A 21,582-nucleotide genomic window follows, 5' to 3' on the forward strand; every position below is an offset into this window, starting at 1 on the left:
AGTCGTGGGAGACCACCGAGTCGACGACGCTCACCTCGCCCGGGTCGTTCGGCGTCGACGTCGAGGGATTGATCGGGCGGCGCTACTACGAGGTTCGCGCGGTGGCGGACACCAGCGACGGCGACACCGTGCGGGGGGCGAGCACGGTGTTCAGCACTCCGAACCCGTCGAACGCGAAGACGCCCGACCACGCCGGTCCCGACAGCGCGTCCCGCGTGGACCCGGGCGACGGGTTCGCCGAACCGGCGCCGTGGCTCGACGACGATACGCCCGTCATCAAAATCACCGAACCGACGCGCAGTCAACTCGAGAGGGCGGTCAACGTCGACGGCGAGCGTCTGGTCGTCTTCGAGACCAGCGGTACGGTCGACCTCGACACGCGCGACCTTCCGGTCGAGTACGATAAATGCTACGTCGCGGGGCAGACCGCGCCGTCGCCGGGGGTCACGCTGATCAAGGGCCGAGTGAACGTGGTGGCCGACGACTGCGTGCTCCAGCACGTCCGTGTGCGACTTGGAGACGCGGGTTTCGAGGAAGCGAACGAGGACTGGGCGCTCGACGCGGTCAACACGGCCGACGGGACGCAGAACAACGTCATCGACCACGTCTCCGCGTCGTGGAGCGTCGACGAGTGTCTCTCGGTCGGGTACGAGACGTCGGAGACGACCGTCTCGAACTGCCTCGTCGCGGAGGCACTGAACGACTCGGTGCACCCGAAGGGCGAGCACGGCTACGGGTCGCTGATCGGGAACGACGCGAAGAACGTCGCCCTGCTCGGGAACGTCTGGGCGTTCAACACCGACCGGCACCCCCGACTCAAGGAGGGCACCGAGAGCGTCGTCGCCAACAACGTCATGTACGACTTCGAGGACGGCACCTGGATGGACCCCGACACGGAGGCGAGCGTCGTCGGAAACGCCTACCTCAACCCCAACACCGAGGAGGCGAACGTCTTCGCCGAGGACGGCGTCGAGACGGCCGTCGCCTACGTCGAGGACAGCATCACTGATGGTCACGTACCGATGGTCGACGACGACGTGACGCAGGTCGACGAACCACCGCTGTGGCCCGACGACCTGGAGACGATGCCGCCGGAGGACACCCTCGACCACAACCTCGCGAACGTCGGCGCCCGCCCGGCCGACCGGACGGCGACCGACGAGCGCATCCTCGCGAACGTCGAGGAGGGGAAACAGTACCTCATCGACAGTCAGGAGCAGGTCGGCGGGTACCCCGACCTGCCGGTCGAATCGCGCGAACTCAGCGTGCCCAACGGCGGCACTCGGGCGTGGCTGGGGTCGATGACCCGCCGGGTGGAGACGGAACGGTAACGCCGCGCGGTGCGAGCGGCCGCGGTCCGGCAGCGAGAGACGGCGGAAACCGAACCGCCTTGAACAACACATTTTTATATGGTATTCTGTGAACATCGTGTATGGGTGTGAACATCGGATACGTCGGTATCGACCACCACCACCGCGACCCGTACTTCGCCGTCGCAAGTCAACTGGACGCCACGGTCACCGCGGTCTGCGAACCGGGACGCAGAGTCGACGTGGCGAACATCGCTGCGATGGACGACCGGCCGGACGAGGTGACGACGGAGGGACAGGACGCCTCCGAACTCGTCGCCGGGGCGGCAGTGTACGAGGACCCCCACGAACTCGTCGCCGACGAGACGGTCGACGTGGTATGGATCACCTACCGGAGCGACGAGACGCCGGCCATCATCGAGAGCGCCGTCGAGAACGGCGTCCACGTCATCAGCGAGAAGCCCATCGCGCGGACCGCCGACGACTTAGCGGCCGTCGCCGAACGGGCCAAGGAGGCGGGGGTGACCGTCTCGCCGACGATGTACTACCGGCGGAACCCCGTCGCGATGGAACTTCGCGACCGGGTTTCCGAGGGCTTCTTCGGCGACGTGTGGACCGTCGACGGGCGGTTCAACGCCAGCCAACTCTCGTTCCGCGACACCGACCACTACATCTACGACCGCGAGACGAGTCGCGGCGGGGCCCTTCAGTGGGTCGGCCCCCACTGGGTCGACATGATGCCGTGGATACTCGACGACCCCATCGCCCGGGTGAACGCCCAATTTCACGAGGCCGAGGAGGCCGACGTCGAGGCGGGCGCGGTCCTACAGTTCGAGACGGAGGACGGCACGCTCGGCACCTACCACACGGGTTACTACCTGAGCGACCGGGGGAAGGACACGCACTTCGGCCTCTACGGGACCGACGCGCAGGCGTTGACGCCGCTTCATCACGACTCACTCCAGCACGAACCGACGGTTCCGCTCGACATCACGTCCGAACACCCCGACTGGACGGCGGCGCCGAAGCGGACCGTCGAGTTCGAGTTCACCTACGACCGGTTCCCGGCGTGGGGCGACTTCGTGCAGGACTACTTCGAGGACTACTTCGCGGGCTACGAGACGGGCGACGTGCCCGCGACAGTCGACGACGCGCTTCAACTCCTCCGCGTGCTCGATGCGGCCTACGAGTCCGGCGAACGCGGCGGGTGGGTCGACGTCGCAGACTGAACCCGACCTCGCTTCCTCGGACGTCGTTTCCGCTCTCGACTCCCGGTTCTCGATTTCCGTACGGTCCTTCGCCCGGGACGTCGAGTACCGAAGGGCGAATCGACAGAGTGGACACCGACCGTTCGATTATCCCGAATTTTATGTAGGTGGGCGTCAGTCGAGAGGTATGACAGACGACGACGAACCGGCGGGGTTGAAGACGACGGCCACGTCGATAGCGGTGCTCAAACTGCTCGAAGAGCACGACGGAGCCAGAGTCTCCGAACTCGCCGAGCGGATGGACAAACCCAAGAGCACGATTCACGGACACCTCGCGACCCTCAAGCGCGAGCAGTTCGTGGTGCAGGAGGGTGATTTCTACTCGCTCGGCCCGGAGCTACTCCGACTGGGAAATAAGGTCAGAACGCGCGATACTGGGTACGTGCTGGCCCGCACGTTCACCGAGCGCCTGTTCGAGGAGGCTGGGCTCCGCTCCGTCTTCGCGGTGGAGATGGGAGGCCGGGCCGTCTTCCTCTACACCGTCTCAGGGGAGAAGATGGGGTGGGCGCACGAACAACTCGGAAACCGACTGTACCTGCACAACACCGCCGTGGGAAAGGCGATACTCGCCGAACTCCCCGAACGGCGCGTCGAACAGATAGTCGAGCGGTGGGGTCTCCCCGGCGAGACGGAGAACTCCATCACGGACCGCGAGGCTCTGACCGCCGAGTTGTCGCGGATACGCGAACGGGGGTACGCGGTCAACCGAGCGGAGAACTTCGACGAACTCTACGGTATCGGCGTCGCGGCGACGCGAAAACCGGGCGACGTCGTCGGCGGATTCAGCGTCACCGGCCCGGCGCACGCGGTGACCGACCCGGACCAGGAGGCCGAACTGGCGCGCACGGTCAGGGACGCCGTCACGGAGTTCGAGTTGGAACTCTCCCTCGCGTAGCCGCCGGCGACGCGGTCGCTCGTCGTTCCCGTTCGCATATCTCGAATCGAACCCGTCGTTCCGACTCGATGATAAAGCTACCACCGTGGCGCTGAACCGAATTCGGCGTCCGGAGGAACGGAACCGGGGAGGGCGTTCGACATTGTCAAACTATATCAGCCAGGTCGAAGATGGAGAGGGGAAGAACGGCGAGTGGGACGCTGTGTTTCGTCTGGGGAGGGCGCCTCCAACTTAGCGTCGAACGTTCATTCGTATCGACGGAGAGGATACGAAGTCCCCAAAATCGCCCGCGGCGAGTACGCTCCTCCCGGGCGAACGAGTGCAGTGCGAGCGGACTTGGAATTACAACACTAACTCTGTAACGCAACGGCGAGAGCTGAGATCAATACCGCGTTCGGACCGGTCAGAGTCACTCTCGGGTGGTGAGAGCGATGCCGGCGAGGACGACCGCGCCGCCGGCCACGGTGAGTTCCGTCGGAACCTCCCCCAATAGCACGAACGCCAGTACGGTGCTGCCGATGGGTTCGGCGAGCAGCGAAACGCTGACCACGCTGGAGTCAACGTGCGCCAGCGCCCAGTTTAAGACGGTGTGACCGAAGACGCCGGGGCCGACTGCCATCCCGACAAAGAGCAGCCACTCGTGCGGTGGATAGTCGACCAGAGGCTCCCCGGCGACGGAGACGAGTGCGAACAACACGACCACGCAGACGGAGTAGACCACGACGGCGTAGGGGAGAAGCGGGATGCGTTGACGCAGCGAGCGTCCGGTGAGGAGGTAGCCGGCCATACATACGGCGGCAACGAGCGCCAGGGCGTTGCCGTAGAGCGGCGCCCGTCCCGTGACGGCCACGCCTGCGACCGTATCCCCGAGCGACATCAGCGCGATGCCGCAGAGCGCGAATGCGACACCGAGCACGGTGCCGCGCGTGACGCGTTCCGAGAGAAAGACCGCCGCGCCGGCGGCGACGAAGAGAACCTGCGCCTGTACGATGGTAACCGAGGCGGCGACGCTGGTCCACGCCAGACTCTCGAACCACAACGCGAAGTGGAGGGCGAGTGCGACACCGCCGGCACTCGCGACGATCCAGTCCGAACCCGAGAGTCGGCGAAATGCGTCTCGGTGCCGCCCGACCGCGAACGGAACCAACAGAACGGTCGTGAATAAAACGCGGTAGAGCGCGACGACGAGGCTCGGCGCCGAACTGTAGCGCACCAGAATCGCGCTGGTGCTGACCGCGAGGACCGCGAGTGCGATCATCGGAATCGGGGGCAACCTGCGCTTGAGTCGGGGGACGACGCCAGTACTCACGACCGAAGGGACGGCGACCCGCTTGTTAAGAGTGTGGGATGCCGCCGAACTCTCTCGACTCGGTGTGTCGGTCAGCAGCGTCTCCCGATGGCTCTACGGGAGGAGTCGCGAACGGCACCGGGGATTTGCCCGTCAATTCAAGCATATAATCTCGAATTCGGGATTTAGGAGAGCGTCCAGGCCCATACTACATATAAAGGATTCGTAATACGCTAAACCAATACTATAAGATAGTATTTAAATTCAAAAATAAGACCGATAGATACATAATTTAGTTTATTATGGTATATAGTGATGGATATTCGAATATGAAACCACTATATGAGATGGTAGAACATTTACTAGCAAATGCATCCAAGAATAGGGGTTTGAACACGGATACGGGTGTGAAATGTTACTCGACAGGTCTGGACCTCGCCACGTCCGAGCGTCTGAGCGAATGGGTAGGGGCACTAACCCGGGACGAGAGCCACCTGAGGGGTTATCCCGCTCGCCGACCGATAACCGGTATGCAGTGGTGCCATCGGTCGACGAAGTCGCTCGGAGCGGAGGGCGAGACGGCTCGAAACCGCGGCCAGGAGGGACCGTCGTCGTGACCGACGAGGCCCTCCCGGTCGAGTATCTCTCGCCACTCGCCGCACGCGTCGACGAAGTCCTCGCGGGCGTCGGCTACGAGATGGCGGCCGCTACCGAGAATATCGACGACGCCGTCCCCGGTTACGGTGGCCTCTTCGACCCGGCGACCACGCCCTCGGAGTTGCGGCGGGCGCTCGAAGACCTGTCGACGGCGGAACTCGCCCGGCCACCCGTCACCGAACCGGCGGGCGACGCCTTCGTTCTCTACGTCGACGGCAGTTCGCGCGGCAATCCCGGCCCCGCGGGAGCGGGGGCCGTCATCATGGACGCGGAGGAGACCCAACTCGCCCGTCTCGGCCGTCCCGCCGGCTCTCGAACCGGAAACAACGTCGCCGAGTACGTCGCCCTCCAACTCGGACTCTCCGAACTGCTGGCTCGCTACGAGCCGCGGAGTCTGGAGGTGCGTATCGACTCGATGACGGTCGTTCGAGACGTCTGGGGCGGCGACGACCCGACGGAGTCAGGCGTCGAGGCGTACAGCGAAGCTATCGCGGCGGCGCTGGCGGACGTCCCGCAGCACCGATATACCCACTTGGCGGACAGCGACCCCAACCCCGCCGACGCATTAGCGACGGTGGGCGCCGATATCGCCGCGCTCGGGCCCGGATAGTCCGCCATCATACATCTCCTCGAAGTGAGCAGACTATCGGGGGCTCCGTTCGAGACGGGTCGTCAGCCCGAGATTCAGCTCTTCGACCCCGTCGAGTACCAACTCGGCCATCCGACGGGCGCCGTACTCGCTGAAGTGCGTGTCGTCGGTCACGCCGTCGGGGTAGTTCGGGTGCTCGCCCGGTGACAGATGATTGTAGAGGGACTTCGACTCCTCCGGACCCAGTTCGCGCAGGAGGGACCGGCTCCGCTCGTCCGCGTCGATGAGCGGTACGTCGCGCGACCGTGCGGCGTCTCGCGTGAGTTCCGAGTAGACCCGATGCGTGTCCTTCGGGTTGCCATCACCGTCGAAGTGACGGCGCGCGATGGGCGTGAGTAGCACCGCCTCCGCCCCGCGTTCGCGCGTCTCCGCGACGAACCGTTCGAGGTTGCTCTCGAACTCCGCTTCGGGCGTGTACTGTTCTTTCGAGGGAACCTCGTCGTTGTGACCGAACTGGACGAAAACGTAGTCACCCGTCTCCAAATCGCGTACGACGGGGTGCCAGCGTCCCTCTTCCAGGAAGGTGCGCGTGCTGCGCCCGTTGCGGGCGTGGTTCTCCACCGTCACCGAGTCGTCGACGCGTTCGGAGAACGGGGTTCCCCAACCCGTCTCGGGCCGCTCGCTCGGCGCTTTCTCGGCCATGGTGGAGTCTCCGATCAGGTGAACGGTTATCGGCTCGGACGCCATTTCGGTAGCGATACTCGGGGTGGGACATAGAGTCACCGGTGCCCCGCCCGGGCCCGGACGAATCGTCCCCCCGAACGGGCTACCTCGAACCCCGGGACTCGACTCGATGCGTACCCGACTAGCCCCGCGCTCGATGGCCTACTATACTCCTAGTTAGTATCCTTACAGAATACGCCTCGAATCCGAGAGTGTGTCTGTACTCCACGCGATACTCACGATGGTCGTTCTCAGCGTCGCTCCGGCGGTTCTGTTCCTCGGCCTTCTCGCCGGTCTCCGGCGGCAACAGGGAACGTCGATGATGGCTGTGTACGGCGCACAGGCCGGCGTCGAGATACAGGAGGTCACGTTCCAAGACGCCGTTCGGGGAACGCTCGGCTTGCAGGCGGACTACACCGAGCGTCCCTCGAAGGACGGATACCGGTTCTAGCCCCTCGGTTCGTCGGGTCTCGGGTGATTCACCGCTCGAGATCGAATCCGCCTTCGGGGTCGAAGGGTGCGCTCCCGGCCGGAAGCGACGGCTACCGCCGCCGGTTCAGTCAGCTCCATGTACGTGGAGCCGGGGTGTATTCGTACCCGTATGACCGAGAACGGCGGCGTCTCGACCGAATCCTACGTGCTGCTCGCGCTCGCTACGCTCGGCTACTTCCTGTACACGTTCTCGTGGTTCTCGCTCGCCGCGTACCTCGTTCCCGTCATCGACACGCTCGGTCTGTCGGGGACGGAAGCCGGCGTCGTCACCGGCGCCGTCCAACTCAGCTACATTCCGTTGGCGCTCGTCTCCGGACTCGTCATCGATCGGATGGGGTCGCGGGTCTCGCTCGGCGTCGGACTGCTCGTAATCGGCGTCGCCCACGTCCTCCGGGGGTCCGCCACCGGGTTCGCGACCCTCGTCGCGCCGACGCTCCTCCTCGGCGTCGGCGGCACCGCAGTCACGTTCGGTCTCCCCAAACTCGTCTCCGAACTGTTTCCCGCCGAACGCGCCGGCACGATGTCCTCGGTGTACACCATCGGCTCGACGCTGGGAAGCGCGACCGTGTTCGCAATCGCACAACCCCTCGTCGACCCGCTGGTGACCGGGTGGCGGCAGTTCTTCACCTACACCGGCGCGTCCGTCGTCGCCTTCGCCCTGCTCTGGTTCGGCGTCTCGTGGGGTCTCTGGGGCCGCGTCGACCGGTTCGGCGACGACGACGGTCGGACGTTCGCGCTGGCCTCCGTCACCGGCGACCTCAGACGCGTGCTGACCCATCGCGGCCTGTTGCTGCTCGTCGTCGTCGGGACGATGCAGTTGTTCATCAGCCACGGGCTGTCGAACTGGCTCGTCGCGATACTCCAAACGCGCGGGATGGCGCCGGCGCTGGCGGGGACGCTGGCGAGTCTGTTCGTCTTCGTGCGAATCATCGGAATCATCGGCATCCCCGCACTCTCCGACCGGTTTTCGACGCGTCGCCTGCCGATCATGGCGTGCGGCGTCGTCGGAACCGTCGGGATGGTCGGACTGCTCCTCGGCGGGTCCGTCTGGACGCTGTCGGCGTCGCTCGCGTTGGTCGGCGTGTTCGTCATCGGCGGACTCGCCCCCCTCGTCCGCGCGATTCCCATCGAGATGGACGGTATCGGACCCGGCCTCACCGCCGTCGCGACGGGCCTCATCTTCACCGTCGGCGAAGTCGGCGGCTTTCTCGGCCCGTTCACCGTCGGCGTCGTCTACGACCGGACGGGGACGTTCGAACCGGCGTTGGTCGCGTTGGCGGCGGGCAGTCTCCTCACGGCGGTGGTCGGATACGTCATGGACGAACCGGCACAGGCGGAGTCTGTCGACTCGGCCGGTGGTGCGTCGGTCGACTGACCGTCTGCGGGGCTACGGGACCGAAAAGCAGACACAAAATCGAGCACTCGTGTCCATCGACGACCCGCGGAGTTCTTTTATTACTTTGAAAGAAAAAAGAGAAATTAGATAGGTTTTGAATTTGATGTATGGGGTGGTTCTGTGAGAAAACCAAACTCGAATCCGCTTCGGTGACGGCCCCGACGCCGGATTGAACCCCACAAATCTGTAGCTCGGAGAACTCGCCGCTTCGTCCGGAGTCGTCGGACGGCTTTTGTTTCGCAGTTCATCCGGGCGAGAGGTCGACCCAGGAACGGGACGGGACCCGCGGGGATTCCCGTGCATACATACAAGTATCGCTCCCGTCCGGAGACCGTATGGGCAGAGTCAACTACTCGTTCGACGGCGAAACCGTCGTCGTCACCGGCGGCAGTTCGGGTATCGGGCGGGCGGTCGCACTGCGGTTCGGCGACGCCGGGGCGAACGTCGTCGTCGCGGACGTCAAAGAGGCTCCGAAGGGGGCCGGAGGACCGGACGAACGAATACCGACGCACACCCGCATCCGTCGAAGCGGCGGGACGGCGTCGTTCGTCGAGACGGACGTTTCGGACCCCGCGCAACTCGAATCGGTCGTCGAGGCCGCCCGCGAGTTCGGCGGGGTCGACGTGATGGTCAACAACGCCGGTATATTCCGCGGCGCGCCGCTTCTCCGAACGGAGAGTGAGACGCTCGACGAACTGTACGGGGTCAACGTCCGAAGCGTCCTCATCGGGATACGGGCGGCCGCGCGGGACATGCTGGATCGAGACGCGGAGGGGACGATACTGAACACCGCGTCGATCAGTTCGGAGTTCGGGCAGGCGAACCACGCGGCCTACGACGCGACCAAGGGCGCGGTGATGATGCTCACGCGGGTCGCCGCTCTCGAACTGGCGCAGAGCGGCATCCGGGTCAACGCCGTCGCACCGGGAAGCATCGACACGCAGATAGGGTCGTCGGGTCCGAATCGGTCGGAACCTCCTAAGACGGGGTGGCAGAACCCCCGAAAAGATATCCCGATGGGCCGCCCGGGAAACCCCGAAGAAGTCGCCGGGAACTACCTGTTCCTCGCCAGCGAGGACGCGTCCTACGTCACGGGCCACTTACTCTACGTCGACGGCGGGTACGCTGTGTTGTAGGTCGGCACCGTTTTGGATTCGGGACGTGAGACCGACTTCGCGGCGTCCTAATCCCGGAGAGGAGAGTACGCGCGGTGGGGATACGAAAGTCGAGTGAGTTCATCTGCAAAATCTGGCCGCCGAATTCGAGTTGACGGGGTCCTATTTCACATATTGTGGTATAGTAGAAATGTATGCTGTATCTTTGGGTATGTATTTCGAGATGTGGAGATAGTATTTGGTTGCAAACCGGAGTATGGATATCAGATATCGTAGTCGGAGTTCGATTCCAAGGAGAGCGAACGCGTTCGAACCGACTCCGAGTCGTCGTTTCGTTCGGTAGTCCGCCGATTCTTGAATACCACAGGTTATATTGCTCGCACGAACTATTACCCAGACGAGTACTCAATGACAGCGAACGACGACCGAATCCGTACGACGCACATCGGAAGTCTCCCCCGCCCGCCGGAACTGCTCGACCTCCTCAAGAAGCGGCAGGAGGACGAGGCGGTCGACGACGACGAGTGGAACGAGACCGTCGCGGACGCCACGCGGCGCGTCGTCGAACGGCAGGCCGACGTCGGTATCGACGCCGCCAACAACGGCGAGCAGTCCCGCGTCTCGTTCAACTGGTACGTCGCGGACCGACTCAGCGGCATCGAAGGAAAGCGCGAACAGGAGCTCTGGGCGGACCTCCAGGAATTCCCCGATTACGCCGAAGAGACGTTCAAGACGGACGTCATGGACCTCTCGATGCACCCCGTCGTCGCCGACGCCGTCGAGTACACCGGTCACGACGACGCCGAGGCCGAACTCGCGGCGTTCCTCGACGCACTCGAAGCCGCCGACGCCGACTTCGAGGACACGTTCGTCACCTCGGCGTCCCCCAGCGTCGTCACCGCAACGCACGCCAACGACCACTACGACTCCTACGAGGAGTTCCTCTTCGCCGTCGCGGACGCGATGGCCGAGGAGTACGAACTCGTCGCCGACACCGGGATGACCCTCCAGATAGACGCCCCCGAACTCCTGACGGTCGGTCAGACGGCGGCGTACGCCGACGAATCCCTCGAGGACGTCAAGGGCGCCACGCGTCTCCACGTCGAGGCGCTCAACGAGGCGCTGTCGAGCGTTCCCGAAGAGCAGGTCCGCCTCCACACCTGTTGGGGGAGCTACGAGGGCCCGCACCACCTCGACACGGATTTAGTCGAGATGCTCCCGGAAATATACGAGGCCGACATCACCGGACTCAGCATCGAACAGGCTAACCCTCGCCACCAACACGAGTACCGCGCGTTCGACGAACACCCGGTTCCGGACGGATGGACGCTGATGCCCGGCGTCGTCGACGTGAAGACCAACATCATCGACCACCCCGAGACCATCGCGGACCGCTTAGAGCGGGTCGCGGACGCGGTCGACGACTCGACGCCGCTGGTGGCCGCGCCGGACTGCGGGTTCGGCACGCAGGCGGGAATCGGGATGGTCGACCCCGAGATAGCGTGGGCGAAACTGGAGGCTCTCGTCGAGGGCGCCGACATCGCGACCGAACGGCTGTACTGACGGGGCCGAGGTTCGGCGAGTAGAACTATCCGACGGTCGTCCCTACCGACCAGACGAGGGGGTATCTGCCTGTCCCGGTTCGCCCCGCACCCCCTCGATTCTCTCGAAGCCACCTGCGGCCTTGGTGGCCGCCCTCGCGGGATTTACACGGTCGAACACCGACTCGGCGGCAACAATCTTTACCCTTCGTTGGTAGCTTGTACGAAGAAGAATGGTTACGGTCTCGACGATCGGACAGTTAGCTGCCGGCCTGGCGCTGTTATTCGGTAACGGGTACTTCGTCACGGTCGAGTTCGCGATGACTCGGGTCCGGCAGTTCGACGAATCGGAGTTCCAAGGCTCCCGGGGACTCGAACGCGCCTGGGAGATGACCGAACGGTTGGAGATATTCCTCTCCGGATGTCAGCTTGGAATCACTATCTGTAGCGTCGGGCTCGGCGTCGTCGCCGAACCCGCGCTGGCGGCGCTACTCGACCCGGCGCTCACCGCGTTAGGAATCGGCGGGCTACTCGGACCGGGGAGCGGCGGTCACACCGCGCTCGCGGCGGTGATAGCGCTCGCCATCATCAACCTGCTTCACCTGACGGTGGGCGAGCAAGCGCCGACGTACCTCGGTATCGAGCGGTCCAAGCAGGTTGCGAAGTACGGGGCTCCCGGTCTCTACTGGTGGACGCGCATCTTCTCGCCGGTCATCCGACTGGCCGACTGGCTGGCGAAGGCCATCCTCTCGGCGTTCGGCATCGAGATGACCCGCTCGTGGGCCGAAGAGGAGCGAGAAGACGGGGAGGAGGGGACGTACTCCCGGGGTGAACTCATGACCCGGATGGGCGACACCCTCGGGAACCTCGACGTCCCCGAGGACCGGCGCGAGGAAATCATCAACGCCATCGCCATCGATCGCATCCAGGCGTCGGACGTGATGGTCGACCGCGACGATATCATCTCGCTCTCGACCGAGCGGTCCGTCGCGGAGAACATCGAGACGATTCAGTCGAGTCCCCTCACCCGCTTCCCGCTCGTCGGGGAGAGCCTCGACGACGTCGTCGGCGTGGTCTACCTCCCGTCGTTCGTCCGCTCGCGGGACGACCTCGAATCGGGGGACGCCGACTTCACCGACATCTCTTCGCCTCCGCTGACCGTCGCGCCGGACCTCCCGATCAGCGACCTGATCGACGAGTTCCAAGAGACCGATCAGGAGTTGGCGCTCGTCGTGGAGGACGGACGGACGATCGGACTGGTTACCGCGACAGACGCGTTCGAGGCTATCACGGGTCAGTTGGAGGACCCGCTCGATCGGAGCGCAGAGTGATTCGAGATCGATAGCGGAGCGGCCTCGAAGGGAGACGGTCCGCCCCGTCGTCGCCGTGGCTCAGCCGCCGAGGAACTGCCGGCGCACCTCCTCGTCGTCGAGCAGGTCGTCGCCGGAGCCCTCGTATCGGTTCTCGCCGTTGGCGAGGACGTAGCCGCGGTCGCAGCGTCTGAGCGCCTCCTTGGCGTTCTGTTCGACCATCAGCACCGCGGTGCCNCGGTTCTCGCCGTTGGCGAGGACGTAGCCGCGGTCGCAGCGTCTGAGCGCCTCCTTGGCGTTCTGTTCGACCATCAGCACCGCGGTGCCGGCCTCGTTGACGGCGTCGACGCGGTCGAACATCTCGGTGACGAGGTCCGGCGAGAGGCCGGCGGACGGTTCGTCCAACAGGAGCAGGTCCGGGTCGAGCATCAGCGCACAGCCCATCGCGAGCATCTGCTGTTGGCCGCCCGACAGCGTCCCCGCGTTGGCGTCGAGTTTATCGCGGAGGACGGGGAAACGCTCGAAGACGGCCTCGCGGCGCGCCTCCGGTTGCTCGTCGAGGATGTACGCCCCGAGACGCAGGTTCTCCGCGACGGTCAGCGAGGGGAACACGTTGTCGACCTGCGGGACGTAGCTCAACCCCTCGCGGATGACTGATTCGGGCGGTAAGTTCGTGATGTCCGTCCCGTCGAAGGTGATGCTGCCCCCCTGTCGGTCGGCGAGGCCGAAGACGGCCTTCATCGCCGTCGACTTGCCCGCGCCGTTCGGGCCGACGATGGCGACGTACTCTCCGGGGTCGACCCGCAGGTCGACGCTCGAGAGCACTCGCAGGTCACCGTAGCCGGCGTCCAGCGCCGACACGTCGAGGAGCGTCACGCGCTCCCCTCCGGGCGTGCGTGTTCGTCAAAGTGTGGTGTTCGTATCACGGTTATTCTCCGAGGTAGGCCTCGATGACGCGTTCGTCCGACAGGACGGTCTCCGGGTCGCCCTCGACGAGGAGCGACCCCTGTTGGAGGACGACCAGTCGGTCGACCAGTTCGGTCAGCGTCTCCAGTTCGTGTTCGATGACGACGACGGTCATCCCGTCGTCGTTGAGCGCGCGGATGCGCTCGGCTATCTCCCGCGTGAGCGTCGGGTTGACGCCCGCGAACGGTTCGTCCAGCAGGAGCAGGTCCGGGTCGAGCATCAGCACGCGGGCGAGTTCCAGCAGTTTGCGCTGCCCGCCCGAGAGGCTCCCGCTGTACTCGTCGGCGAGATGGTCGAGTTCGAACGCCTCGACGAGTTCGTCCGCCCGTTCGCGGACCTCGCGTTCCCGGTCGCGCATCGACCCCGTTCGGAGCAGCGCGGGGAGGGTGCGCTCGCCGGGTTGGCCAGGCGCCGCCAGGCGCACGTTGTCGCGGACGGTCATCGTCTCCAACTCGCGGGTGTGTTGGAACGTCCGAACCATGCCGGCCCGCGCCAACGCTTCCGGCGAGTCGCCGGTCACGTCCGCATCGTCCAGCAGGACGCGGCCCTCGTCGGGCGTCACGACGCCGCTGACGCAGTTGAAGAACGTCGACTTGCCGGCGCCGTTCGGCCCCATCACGCCGACCAGTTCGCCGCGGTCGACCGAGACGGAGAGGTCGTCCAGCGCGCGGAGGCCGCCGAACTCCTTTCCGAGGTTCTCGACGGCGAGCAGGCTCACGTGTCCACCCCCAACTCCTCGGCGTCGCCCCAGAGACCCGCCGGCCGGTAGCGGATGACGGCGACCAGTATCAGGCCGACGACGACGAGGCGAACCGACGCGAACGCGTCGGCGGACAGCGGCATCACGCCGAGGGCGAACCGCGAGAGCAGGCGCAGTCCCATGATGACGGCGAGACCGGCCAGCACGCCGCGGTGGTTCGCCGCACCGCCGAGCAGCATTCCTATCCACACCGTCACCGTCACCTGGATGGTGAAGTAGCCCGGCGCGACCGCGCCCGTGTAGAGGGCGAACAGCCCCCCGGCCAGGCCCGCGAGCGCCGCGCCGTACACGAACGACTGCATCTTGTAGGTGAGCACCGACTTCCCGACCGAACGCGTGACGAGTTCGTCCGCCCGAATCGCCCGCAAAACGCGGCCGTAGGGCGCCTCGGTCAGTCGCGTCACCGCCGCGAGCGTGAACAGCGTCACGCCGCCGAACAGGAGGAGCGTCGCCAGCATCGCGGTGTCGGCGTCGCCGGCGAGGTCCGAGACGGGTTGCGGGACGCTGCCGATGCCGACGTTACCGCCGAAGACGCCCTCGAAGCTGACGAACAGCGAGTGGACGATTTCGGCCGTCGCCAGCGTGGCGACGGCGAGGAAGTCGTCGCGGAGTCGGACGGACGTCGCGCCGACGGCGGCGCCCAACAGGGCGGCGACGACGACGCCGCCGGCGAGCGCGACGGGCCACGGCAGTCCGAGGCTGACGCCGGCGAAACTGTCCCGCGCGGACAGCATCGCGACGGCGTACGCGCCGACGGCGAAGAACGCGACGTGCCCGAAGTTCACGAGGCCGGTGTGGCCGTACTGGAGGTCCAACCCGAGCACCAACACGCCGTAGACGGCGAAGAGGATGGCCACCTCGAAGAACACGTACAGCGACCCCGGAAGCGAGACGACCAGCGGCGTCAGCGCGAACACCGCCGCGAGGAGCACGCAGACGGCGCCGAGGAGGAGCGCACCGTTCCCCGCGGCGTCTCCGAGCGGGAGTCTATCGGCGACGCTCACGCCTCGCGCACCTCCCGCGCGGCGAGTCCGCTCGGCTTCACGAGGAGAACGACGACGAGGATGAGAAACGCCATCGCCGAGGAGAGTTCGGCCATCCCGCCGGGGAGAAACGCCGTCGAGAGCGACAGCACTAACCCGATGATGTACGACCCCGCGATGGCGCCGTAGGGGCTCCCGGCGCCGCCGAGGATGGCGGCCGCGAGAATCTGGAGGATGTGGCTGTAGCCCGTCCCGGCGCTGACGTTCGTCTGAATCGCGACGAGCACGCCCGCCAGTCCGGCGAGCACGCCCGCCAGCACCCAGACGCTGTCTCGAATCCGCTGGGTGTCGACGCCGCGAACGCGCGCGAGGTCCTCGTCGTCGCCCATCGCCCGCATGGCGATACCGACGTCCGTCCGGGTCAGGAGGCCGTGGAGAGCGAGGAACACGCCAACCGCACAGCCGACGACGACGAGGTGCTCGGAGGTGACGAAGAAGTCGCCGAGCAGGTCGAACGGTCCGACCGATACGTCGGGGACGCCCGTGAGCCGAAACGTCGCCGTCTCGGTGTCGAAGTAGCGGGCGTTCCGCCCGGCCACGAGTCGGATGAGGTTGCGGAGCGCGATTCCCAACCCGATGGAGGTGAGAAGCATCGGCACCGGGCCGGTGTGGTTGATCGGGGTGAAAAAGAGGCGGGCGAGCACCAGACTAGCGACGCCGCCGCCGACCATCGCCACCAGCACCGCGACGGGAAGCGGAACGGGAAGCGTCCCCGCGGTGAGCAACCCCACGAACGCGCCGACGGTGAGATACTCGCCGTACGCGAAGTTGATCATGTTCACGATACCGTAGACGAGCGTGAACCCGATGGCGGCGACGGCGATGTACGACCCCGTCACGAGGCCGAAGATGACGTTTTGGAGGAGGCCCATCGCTCAGTACTCTCCCTCCTCGACGAACCCGCGGACGTCCTCGGCCGGGATGACCTCCGCCTCGGTGAACTCGCCGTTCTTAGCGACGCTGATGGTCACGGAGCCGAAGACGTTGCCGTGTCGGGTGAAGTTCGTCGGGGTGGCCGCGCCCTCGAAGTTGACCTCCTCGCCGTTCGCGAGCGCCTCCTTTCCCTCGGCGAACGTCGACACGGCGGTTCCCTCCCCGCCGCTCACCGGTCCGAGGTTCCGTTCGATGGCCTCCGGCGTCGCCTCGCCGGCGCGTTCGATGGCGAGTGCGACCACGTGCATCGCGTCCCACGCCGGCGGCGACCAGGCGTTGACCTCCGCGTCGCCGGCGCTCTGGAACGCCTGCTCGAACGTGTCGTAGTTCGGCCCCGACTGGCCCGGGGAGGCGGCCCACGCGCCGTTCAGCGCGTCGCCGACCTGGTCGATGACCGCCTGCGTGCCGAGCGTGTCCGAGAGGACGGGCTGACCGCCGTAGCCGCCGTCGGCCCAGTCGCTCAGCATCGTGATGGCGGATTCCTGCGGGAGGCTGACGAGGAACGCGTCGAAGTCGGCCCCGAACAGGCGTTCGAGCGCGGATTGGTAGCTCGACTCCCCGAGACCGACCTCCACGCGCTGAGCGACGCTCCCGCCCTCCGCCTCGTACGGCGCGAGGAATCCCTCGACGTAGCTTCGCTCCCCCTCGGTGTTTCCGTTGATGACGCCGATGGTTTCGTAGCCCTCGTCGAGCGTTCGCTTGGCGTTCCCGGCGGTGTGCACGGTGTCGCCGACGACGGTCCGCCACACCCACTCGTCGTCGTCGAGGTTCTCGGGCGTCCCCTTGTCCCCGCCGCGCGTGTCGAGGAACGTCGACCCCGGCCACGGGGTGACGACGGGCGTTCGCTGCTCCTGCAGGAAGTCCCAGAGCGGGTTTATCTCGCTGGAGAACAGCCCCAGAATCGCCGACGCGCCGTCGTTCTCGACGAGTTGGGTGACCACTGTGCGGGCCTCCTGCGGGTTGACTCCGGTGTCACGGCGCACGAGTTCTACCTCGGTGTCCAGCGGACCCCCGGCGTCGTTGATGTTCTGGAGTGCGGCGTCCGTCGCTTGCGAGACGCCGGGTTGCAAGAAGTCCCACTGACCCGTCTGCGCGGCGGGTTGTCCGAACACGATGCTATCCGGTGAACCGCCCCCGCTCGTCGACCCTCCGGTCGTTCCGGTGCCTTCGCCGCTCCCTTCGGTTCCTCCCTCGCCACCCCCTTCGACGCCGAGACAGCCTGCCATCCCCACGAGACCGCCCGCTCCCACACCTTTGAGAACTGCTCTCCGCGTCGTCTTGCCGTTATCGCTCGCCATATGTGATTGTCACACATCCACAACGGGTCCTATAACCCCTCCCGACCATGGACGGACAGATGTCACGGTAGTGAAAAATCGTCACCGCTCTTCGCCTGTTTCGTTCGATAATGTCACGATGCTAGTTCAAATCGGGCAAGCGTTCGAAATTGTCAACCGAAGTGCAATCCGCGGGATTCGGTCGAATCCGTCAAGAAGCGAGCCATCCGGACGGGGCGACGCACTGGCCGTTCGTATCGGTCATCCTACCAACATCGGTCCGTCTTTTCGGGAAGGGAGTTCGTCTCTCGAATACGTGTGTTCGTATGCGAGCACGTCAGAGCCCCGTAGTTCGGGAAAGGCGCGTCGATTCCGCTAGAACGGGACGACTGCGTGGACGTGCTCTTCGGTTGTCGCGCTCAGCACGACGACGGCCGTCGTCCGGAGAAGGGTGGCCTCCGCTATCACTCAGACGTCAACGGCGAGGAGCACGCGGAACTCACGATGCGGATGACGCGGAAACGTGCGGTGGCGGATATCCCGTCGTCCGCCCTATCGGTCGATAGTCTCCAGGTTCTCTATCTGCTCGGGGGACCAGTCGTAGTACGGTTCGTCTATCTCTCGCAGCGTCCGCACGCACTCGTTGTGCCGCTCTCGTGCGTCGGTCGCGTAGGGGTCGTTCGGGTGCGCCTGAACCCACTCTCGGAGGTCCGCCAGCGCGCGCGGGGAGTAGCTGTCGACGCTCCCCTGCGCTCTGAGCAGTTCGAGCTTCCGCTCTTCGGTCCGAAGCGACCTGACGAGGGCGACGCTCGCGACGCCGGGGAGCACGAGCAGCGAGAGGAGCATCGTCACCCAGGCGAGAGTCGAGAGCGCCATTTCAGTCACCCCCCTTGGACGCGGGGTCCGGAGTATCGCCCATCCCGTCCATGACGCCCATCACGGCCATGCTCACGGCGACGAGAGCGGCCATGAGCGCGACGCCCAGTATCATCAGCGTCTGGTTCTCCGTCCCGATGCTACCGACGACGCCGTAACCGACGATGAATACCATCACGATGGGGATGACGTACTTGACGACCGGATTCCACCAACTACCGATGTAGATGCCGGCGTTGCGGTTGAGGTCGATGACGCGGGCGCGCTCCGGACCGAACTTCCACGCGACGAGCGCGATGATGGACAGCGTCGCCAGCGGGAGTCCGAAACTCCCGATGATGAAGTCCATCTGACCGAGGAACGACGACGAGTAGGCGCTCGGAAGCCCGAACAACCAGATGGCCCCGCAGACCGCGAGCACCGACCCGGTGCGGGAGAGACGCGTCTCTTCGGAGACGGAGGTCACGCCGACTTCGGTGATGCCGAGGCCGGAGGTGAACGTCGCGAAGAAAAAGGAGACGAAGAACACGACGGCCCACAGCGCACCGCCGAACAACTCGGGGAACACGCGAGCCAGCGAGATGAACAGCAGATTGGACCCCGCGCTCGGTTCGAGTCCGAACGCGAAGACGACGGGGAACGTCGCGAACACCGCGAGCAGTCCGATGCTCGTGTTCCCGATGGCGGTGAACAGACCCCCGCCGAGCGGAACGTCGTCGTACCGACCGAGGTAGCTCCCGTAGGTGAGCGCGATACCCCACCCCAACCCCGTCGAGAACAGCGCCTGACTGAGCGCCGCGATCCAGGTGCTCCCGCGGGTGAGGTACGTCCAATCGGGCGTGAACACGAACGCCAGTCCGTCCATCCCGCCGGGGAGGGTGACGCCGCGCACCGCCACCGCGAGCAGGGCGACGACGAGCAGCGGAATCATCCACTTTACCACCCGCTCGATGCCGCGGCGGATGCCGAAGACGAGAACGCCGGCGAGTCCTGCCATGGTCACCGTGTGCATCCCGATGACCAGCGCCGGGTTGGAGATGAACCCGTCCCAGAACGCCTGCGGTTGGAAACCGGGTTGGGTGAACGTCGCGAGCAGTGAGTGACCCGCGTAGTAGAGCGCCCACCCGATGATCGGCGCGTAGTACGACATCAGCGCGATGTTGACGACGAGGACGACGAGACCGAGTCCCCGCGCGCGCTTGCTCTCGGTGAGCCGTTTGAACGCCCCGATGACCCCGTGGTTCGTGTACCGGCCGACCATCGTCTCGGCCATGAGGCCGGGCACCGCGATGACGTACAACAGGAGGATGTAAGCGATCAAGAACGCCCCGCCGCCGTTCTGCCCCGTCGTGAACGGCATGCGCCAGATGTTCCCGGCCCCCACCATCGCCCCGAGCATCGCCATGAGGAAGCCGAACCGACTCCCCCACTCCTCTCTCGCCGTTCTTGCCTCTGAGTCTGCCATGATATCTCTACCCACTGTGTTCGGGAGATGGCGGTTATATCGGCGCCCTCCCATGGAAGGGAATCTCTATAGACTCCGTACTGTCACCGTGACGAACATATGTTGATCTCGCCCCGCGAGAAACGGTGCGACCGTCGAACGTCGGCGTCAATCCCGACTATGGGCGGTCGTAGGTACATGTGATGGGAGCGGCTGGTACTCACTATGGGTGAGCAACCGACGACCGAGAATCGACTCGCCGCAGACGCTATCCGCTGTTTCGCGTGCGAACACCGCATCGCGGACCCGAATCCGGTCGCGCGCTGTCCGCACTGCGGGTGGCAGGAGCGATGGGGCGCCGACTGAGATGGACGCCGCCGAGCGGTACGAGCGACTGACGGAGGAACCGCCGAGCGCCAAACTGGTGTGTAAGATGCTCGAACTGCACGGACCGCTCACTCAGGGAGAACTCAAAGAGGAGTCCCTTCTCCCCGCGCGGACGGTGACCTACGCGCTCTCCCGACTCCGGGAAGAGAACATCGTCGAGTCGAGGCGCGACCCCGAGGACCCGCGTCGAGATTATCATTCCCTCCTCCCAGTGGAGGCGGCGGAGGAGTCCACCGGCGACGGAGCGGACACGGTCGCCCAACCGACCGAGCGACCTCGCTAATTTCTCGCTCCGAGACTACTGTTCGAGTTCCGTCGCTCCGGAACCGAGGTGGAAGCTCCCGAGTTCGTCCTCCGGGTCGCGGACGAACTGGTGCATCCCGGTGACGTACGCAGAGCCTCGTACGACCGGGTGAACGACCACGCCGTCTTCCCCGTCCTCCACGTTTTTGACGGTTGCGGTGAACTCCCCACCGAGGATGCTCTGGTACCGATAGGGCGTCCCGACGGGGAGTTCGCCCTCCTCGTAGAGCAGCGTTATCTTCGCGCACGTCCCCGTGCCGCAGGGGGACCGGTCGATGGAGCCGTTTCCGAAGACGACCACGTTCCGGTCGACGTCGGGACGGCGCTCGTAGAACTCCACCACCGAGACCGCCGCCGGAAGCGCCTCCTCGGCCAGCGGCGAGCCGTCCGCGTTGAGCCGTCGCTTCAGCGCGCGACCGCACTCCCGAATCCGGTCGAGATCCGACTGTTCGAGTTCGAACTCGAACTGCGCGGCGTCCACGAGGGCGACGACGTTTCCGGAGTAGACGATATCGACGTCGACCGGTCCCGTTCCGGGGAGATCGACCGTCGTCTCGCCGAGCACGTAGGAGGGGACGTTGTCGATCTGAACCGACCGAACCCGACCGTCCTCCGTCGTCGGTTCCGCCGTCACCGTTCCCGCGGGCGTCGCTATCTCGTACGACGACCGCTCGGGTAGTCGACCCGTCTCTATCAGTGCCGTGACGACACCGATAGTCCCGTGTCCGCACATATCGAGGTATCCGCCGTTATCGAAGAAGAACAGACCGAGGTCCGCGTCGTCGGCCACCTCGAACAGCGGAACGGCGCCGAACATGTTTTCGTGTCCGCGCGGTTCGCGGACCAGGAGCTTCCGGAGCCAGTCGTGTCGTTCGGCGAACAAATCGCGGCTGGCTTCGGCGCTTTGTCCGTCCAGTTCTCCCACGTCGAACCCGCCGGTGAGTATCCGAGTCGGTTCGCCCGCAGTGTGGGTGTCGACGCACTCGGCGAAGGGGTCGAAATCCATGGT

Annotated in this window: 21 protein-coding genes and 1 pseudogene; 12 read left to right on the forward strand and 10 right to left on the reverse strand. The window is 65.4% G+C overall.

All coding sequences use genetic code 11. From position 1 onward, the window contains the following. From C474_RS16110 to C474_RS16120, 3 genes are all read left to right on the forward strand, one after another. Nucleotides 1-1,331 (forward strand): pectate lyase family protein (locus C474_RS16110; RefSeq protein ID WP_008388714.1); only part of this gene is annotated, 1,331 nt, incomplete at its 5' end. 101 nt (nucleotides 1,332-1,432) lie between these two features. Further along, nucleotides 1,433-2,539: a Gfo/Idh/MocA family protein gene (locus tag C474_RS16115; protein ID WP_008388715.1), complete on the forward strand. Its 1,107-nt coding sequence runs from the start codon at nucleotides 1,433-1,435 to the stop codon at nucleotides 2,537-2,539. A gap of 166 nt (nucleotides 2,540-2,705) precedes the next feature. After that, on the forward strand, nucleotides 2,706-3,473 hold the full coding sequence (locus C474_RS16120) for an IclR family transcriptional regulator (RefSeq protein ID WP_008388717.1): 768 nt from the start codon (nucleotides 2,706-2,708) through the stop codon (nucleotides 3,471-3,473). 409 nt (nucleotides 3,474-3,882) lie between these two features. Here C474_RS16120 and C474_RS16125 read toward each other — a convergent pair whose 3' ends face one another. Next, the gene (locus C474_RS16125; RefSeq protein WP_008388719.1) at nucleotides 3,883-4,731 is read right to left on the reverse strand and encodes a DMT family transporter; all 849 of its coding nucleotides are present in this window, start codon (nucleotides 4,729-4,731) and stop codon (nucleotides 3,883-3,885) included. Nucleotides 4,732-5,374: 643 nt separating this feature from the next. On the opposite strand from C474_RS16125, the gene C474_RS16130 reads away from it, so the two are divergent. Beyond that, a complete protein-coding gene (locus C474_RS16130; protein WP_008388721.1) occupies nucleotides 5,375-6,028 on the forward strand; it encodes a ribonuclease HI family protein in 654 nt (217 codons plus the stop codon). 33 nt (nucleotides 6,029-6,061) lie between these two features. On the opposite strand, the gene C474_RS16135 is transcribed toward C474_RS16130, so the two are convergent. Next, nucleotides 6,062-6,754, reverse strand: a complete 693-nt coding sequence (locus C474_RS16135) for a rhamnogalacturonan acetylesterase (RefSeq protein WP_008388723.1) — start codon at nucleotides 6,752-6,754, stop codon at nucleotides 6,062-6,064. 190 nt (nucleotides 6,755-6,944) lie between these two features. Here C474_RS16135 and C474_RS16140 point away from each other — a divergent pair, with 190 nt between their 5' ends. From C474_RS16140 to C474_RS16160, 5 genes are all read left to right on the forward strand, one after another. Further along, nucleotides 6,945-7,181 carry a hypothetical protein gene (locus C474_RS16140; protein ID WP_008388725.1) on the forward strand — a complete coding sequence of 79 codons (237 nt, stop codon included), beginning with the start codon at nucleotides 6,945-6,947 and terminating at the stop codon, nucleotides 7,179-7,181. Nucleotides 7,182-7,331: 150 nt separating this feature from the next. Continuing rightward, entirely contained in the window at nucleotides 7,332-8,597 is a 1,266-nt protein-coding gene (locus tag C474_RS16145; RefSeq protein WP_008388727.1) for an MFS transporter, read from the forward strand. A 356-nt stretch (nucleotides 8,598-8,953) separates the two neighbouring features. After that, the gene (locus tag C474_RS16150; RefSeq protein ID WP_008388729.1) at nucleotides 8,954-9,754 is read left to right on the forward strand and encodes an SDR family NAD(P)-dependent oxidoreductase; all 801 of its coding nucleotides are present in this window, start codon (nucleotides 8,954-8,956) and stop codon (nucleotides 9,752-9,754) included. A 387-nt stretch (nucleotides 9,755-10,141) separates the two neighbouring features. Further along, complete coding sequence (locus C474_RS16155; protein ID WP_008388731.1) at nucleotides 10,142-11,296, forward strand: cobalamin-independent methionine synthase II family protein; 1,155 nt, start codon at nucleotides 10,142-10,144, stop codon at nucleotides 11,294-11,296. Between the two features lie 211 nt (nucleotides 11,297-11,507). Further along, complete coding sequence (locus C474_RS16160) at nucleotides 11,508-12,605, forward strand: CNNM domain-containing protein (RefSeq protein ID WP_008388732.1); 1,098 nt, start codon at nucleotides 11,508-11,510, stop codon at nucleotides 12,603-12,605. Between the two features lie 60 nt (nucleotides 12,606-12,665). Here C474_RS16160 and C474_RS16165 read toward each other — a convergent pair whose 3' ends face one another. The 5 genes from C474_RS16165 to C474_RS16185 are packed head-to-tail and all read right to left on the reverse strand — an operon-like array spanning nucleotide 12,666 to nucleotide 17,584. Continuing rightward, nucleotides 12,666-13,460, reverse strand: a complete 795-nt coding sequence (locus tag C474_RS16165; protein ID WP_008388734.1) for an ABC transporter ATP-binding protein — start codon at nucleotides 13,458-13,460, stop codon at nucleotides 12,666-12,668. A gap of 52 nt (nucleotides 13,461-13,512) precedes the next feature. Further along, a complete protein-coding gene (locus C474_RS16170; RefSeq protein WP_008388736.1) occupies nucleotides 13,513-14,268 on the reverse strand; it encodes an ABC transporter ATP-binding protein in 756 nt (251 codons plus the stop codon). Beyond that, nucleotides 14,265-15,314 carry a branched-chain amino acid ABC transporter permease gene (locus C474_RS16175; protein ID WP_008388738.1) on the reverse strand — a complete coding sequence of 350 codons (1,050 nt, stop codon included), beginning with the start codon at nucleotides 15,312-15,314 and terminating at the stop codon, nucleotides 14,265-14,267. The genes C474_RS16170 and C474_RS16175 overlap by 4 nt, the downstream gene beginning before the upstream one ends. After that, complete coding sequence (locus tag C474_RS16180) at nucleotides 15,311-16,225, reverse strand: branched-chain amino acid ABC transporter permease (RefSeq protein ID WP_008388740.1); 915 nt, start codon at nucleotides 16,223-16,225, stop codon at nucleotides 15,311-15,313. The genes C474_RS16175 and C474_RS16180 overlap by 4 nt, the downstream gene beginning before the upstream one ends. Before the next feature lie 3 nt (nucleotides 16,226-16,228). Beyond that, nucleotides 16,229-17,584, reverse strand: coding sequence for an ABC transporter substrate-binding protein (locus C474_RS16185; RefSeq protein ID WP_152421693.1), 1,356 nt, complete (start codon nucleotides 17,582-17,584; stop codon nucleotides 16,229-16,231). 348 nt (nucleotides 17,585-17,932) lie between these two features. On the opposite strand from C474_RS16185, the pseudogene C474_RS21755 reads away from it, so the two are divergent. After that, nucleotides 17,933-18,094: pseudogene (locus C474_RS21755) on the forward strand (Glu/Leu/Phe/Val dehydrogenase dimerization domain-containing protein); the annotation flags it as partial. A gap of 21 nt (nucleotides 18,095-18,115) precedes the next feature. Here the strand turns inward: C474_RS21755 and C474_RS16190 are convergent. Next, nucleotides 18,116-18,439, reverse strand: coding sequence for a hypothetical protein (locus tag C474_RS16190; protein WP_008388745.1), 324 nt, complete (start codon nucleotides 18,437-18,439; stop codon nucleotides 18,116-18,118). A 1-nt stretch (nucleotide 18,440) separates the two neighbouring features. Further along, nucleotides 18,441-19,904 (reverse strand): sodium-dependent transporter, encoded by a 1,464-nt coding sequence (locus C474_RS16195; RefSeq protein ID WP_008388747.1) that lies wholly within the window; start codon nucleotides 19,902-19,904, stop codon nucleotides 18,441-18,443. 204 nt (nucleotides 19,905-20,108) lie between these two features. On the opposite strand from C474_RS16195, the gene C474_RS22415 reads away from it, so the two are divergent. Further along, nucleotides 20,109-20,249: a hypothetical protein gene (locus tag C474_RS22415; RefSeq protein WP_160166847.1), complete on the forward strand. Its 141-nt coding sequence runs from the start codon at nucleotides 20,109-20,111 to the stop codon at nucleotides 20,247-20,249. Between the two features lies 1 nt (nucleotide 20,250). Then, nucleotides 20,251-20,553: a MarR family transcriptional regulator gene (locus C474_RS22200; protein WP_008388748.1), complete on the forward strand. Its 303-nt coding sequence runs from the start codon at nucleotides 20,251-20,253 to the stop codon at nucleotides 20,551-20,553. Between the two features lie 15 nt (nucleotides 20,554-20,568). Here the strand turns inward: C474_RS22200 and C474_RS16205 are convergent, their stop codons facing one another. After that, entirely contained in the window at nucleotides 20,569-21,579 is a 1,011-nt protein-coding gene (locus tag C474_RS16205; RefSeq protein WP_049917114.1) for a proline racemase family protein, read from the reverse strand. Nucleotides 21,580-21,582: the final 3 nt, after the last annotated feature.

This window comes from Halogeometricum pallidum JCM 14848, from assembly GCF_000337095.1.
GTDB classification, from domain to species: domain Archaea; phylum Halobacteriota; class Halobacteria; order Halobacteriales; family Haloferacaceae; genus Halogeometricum; species Halogeometricum pallidum.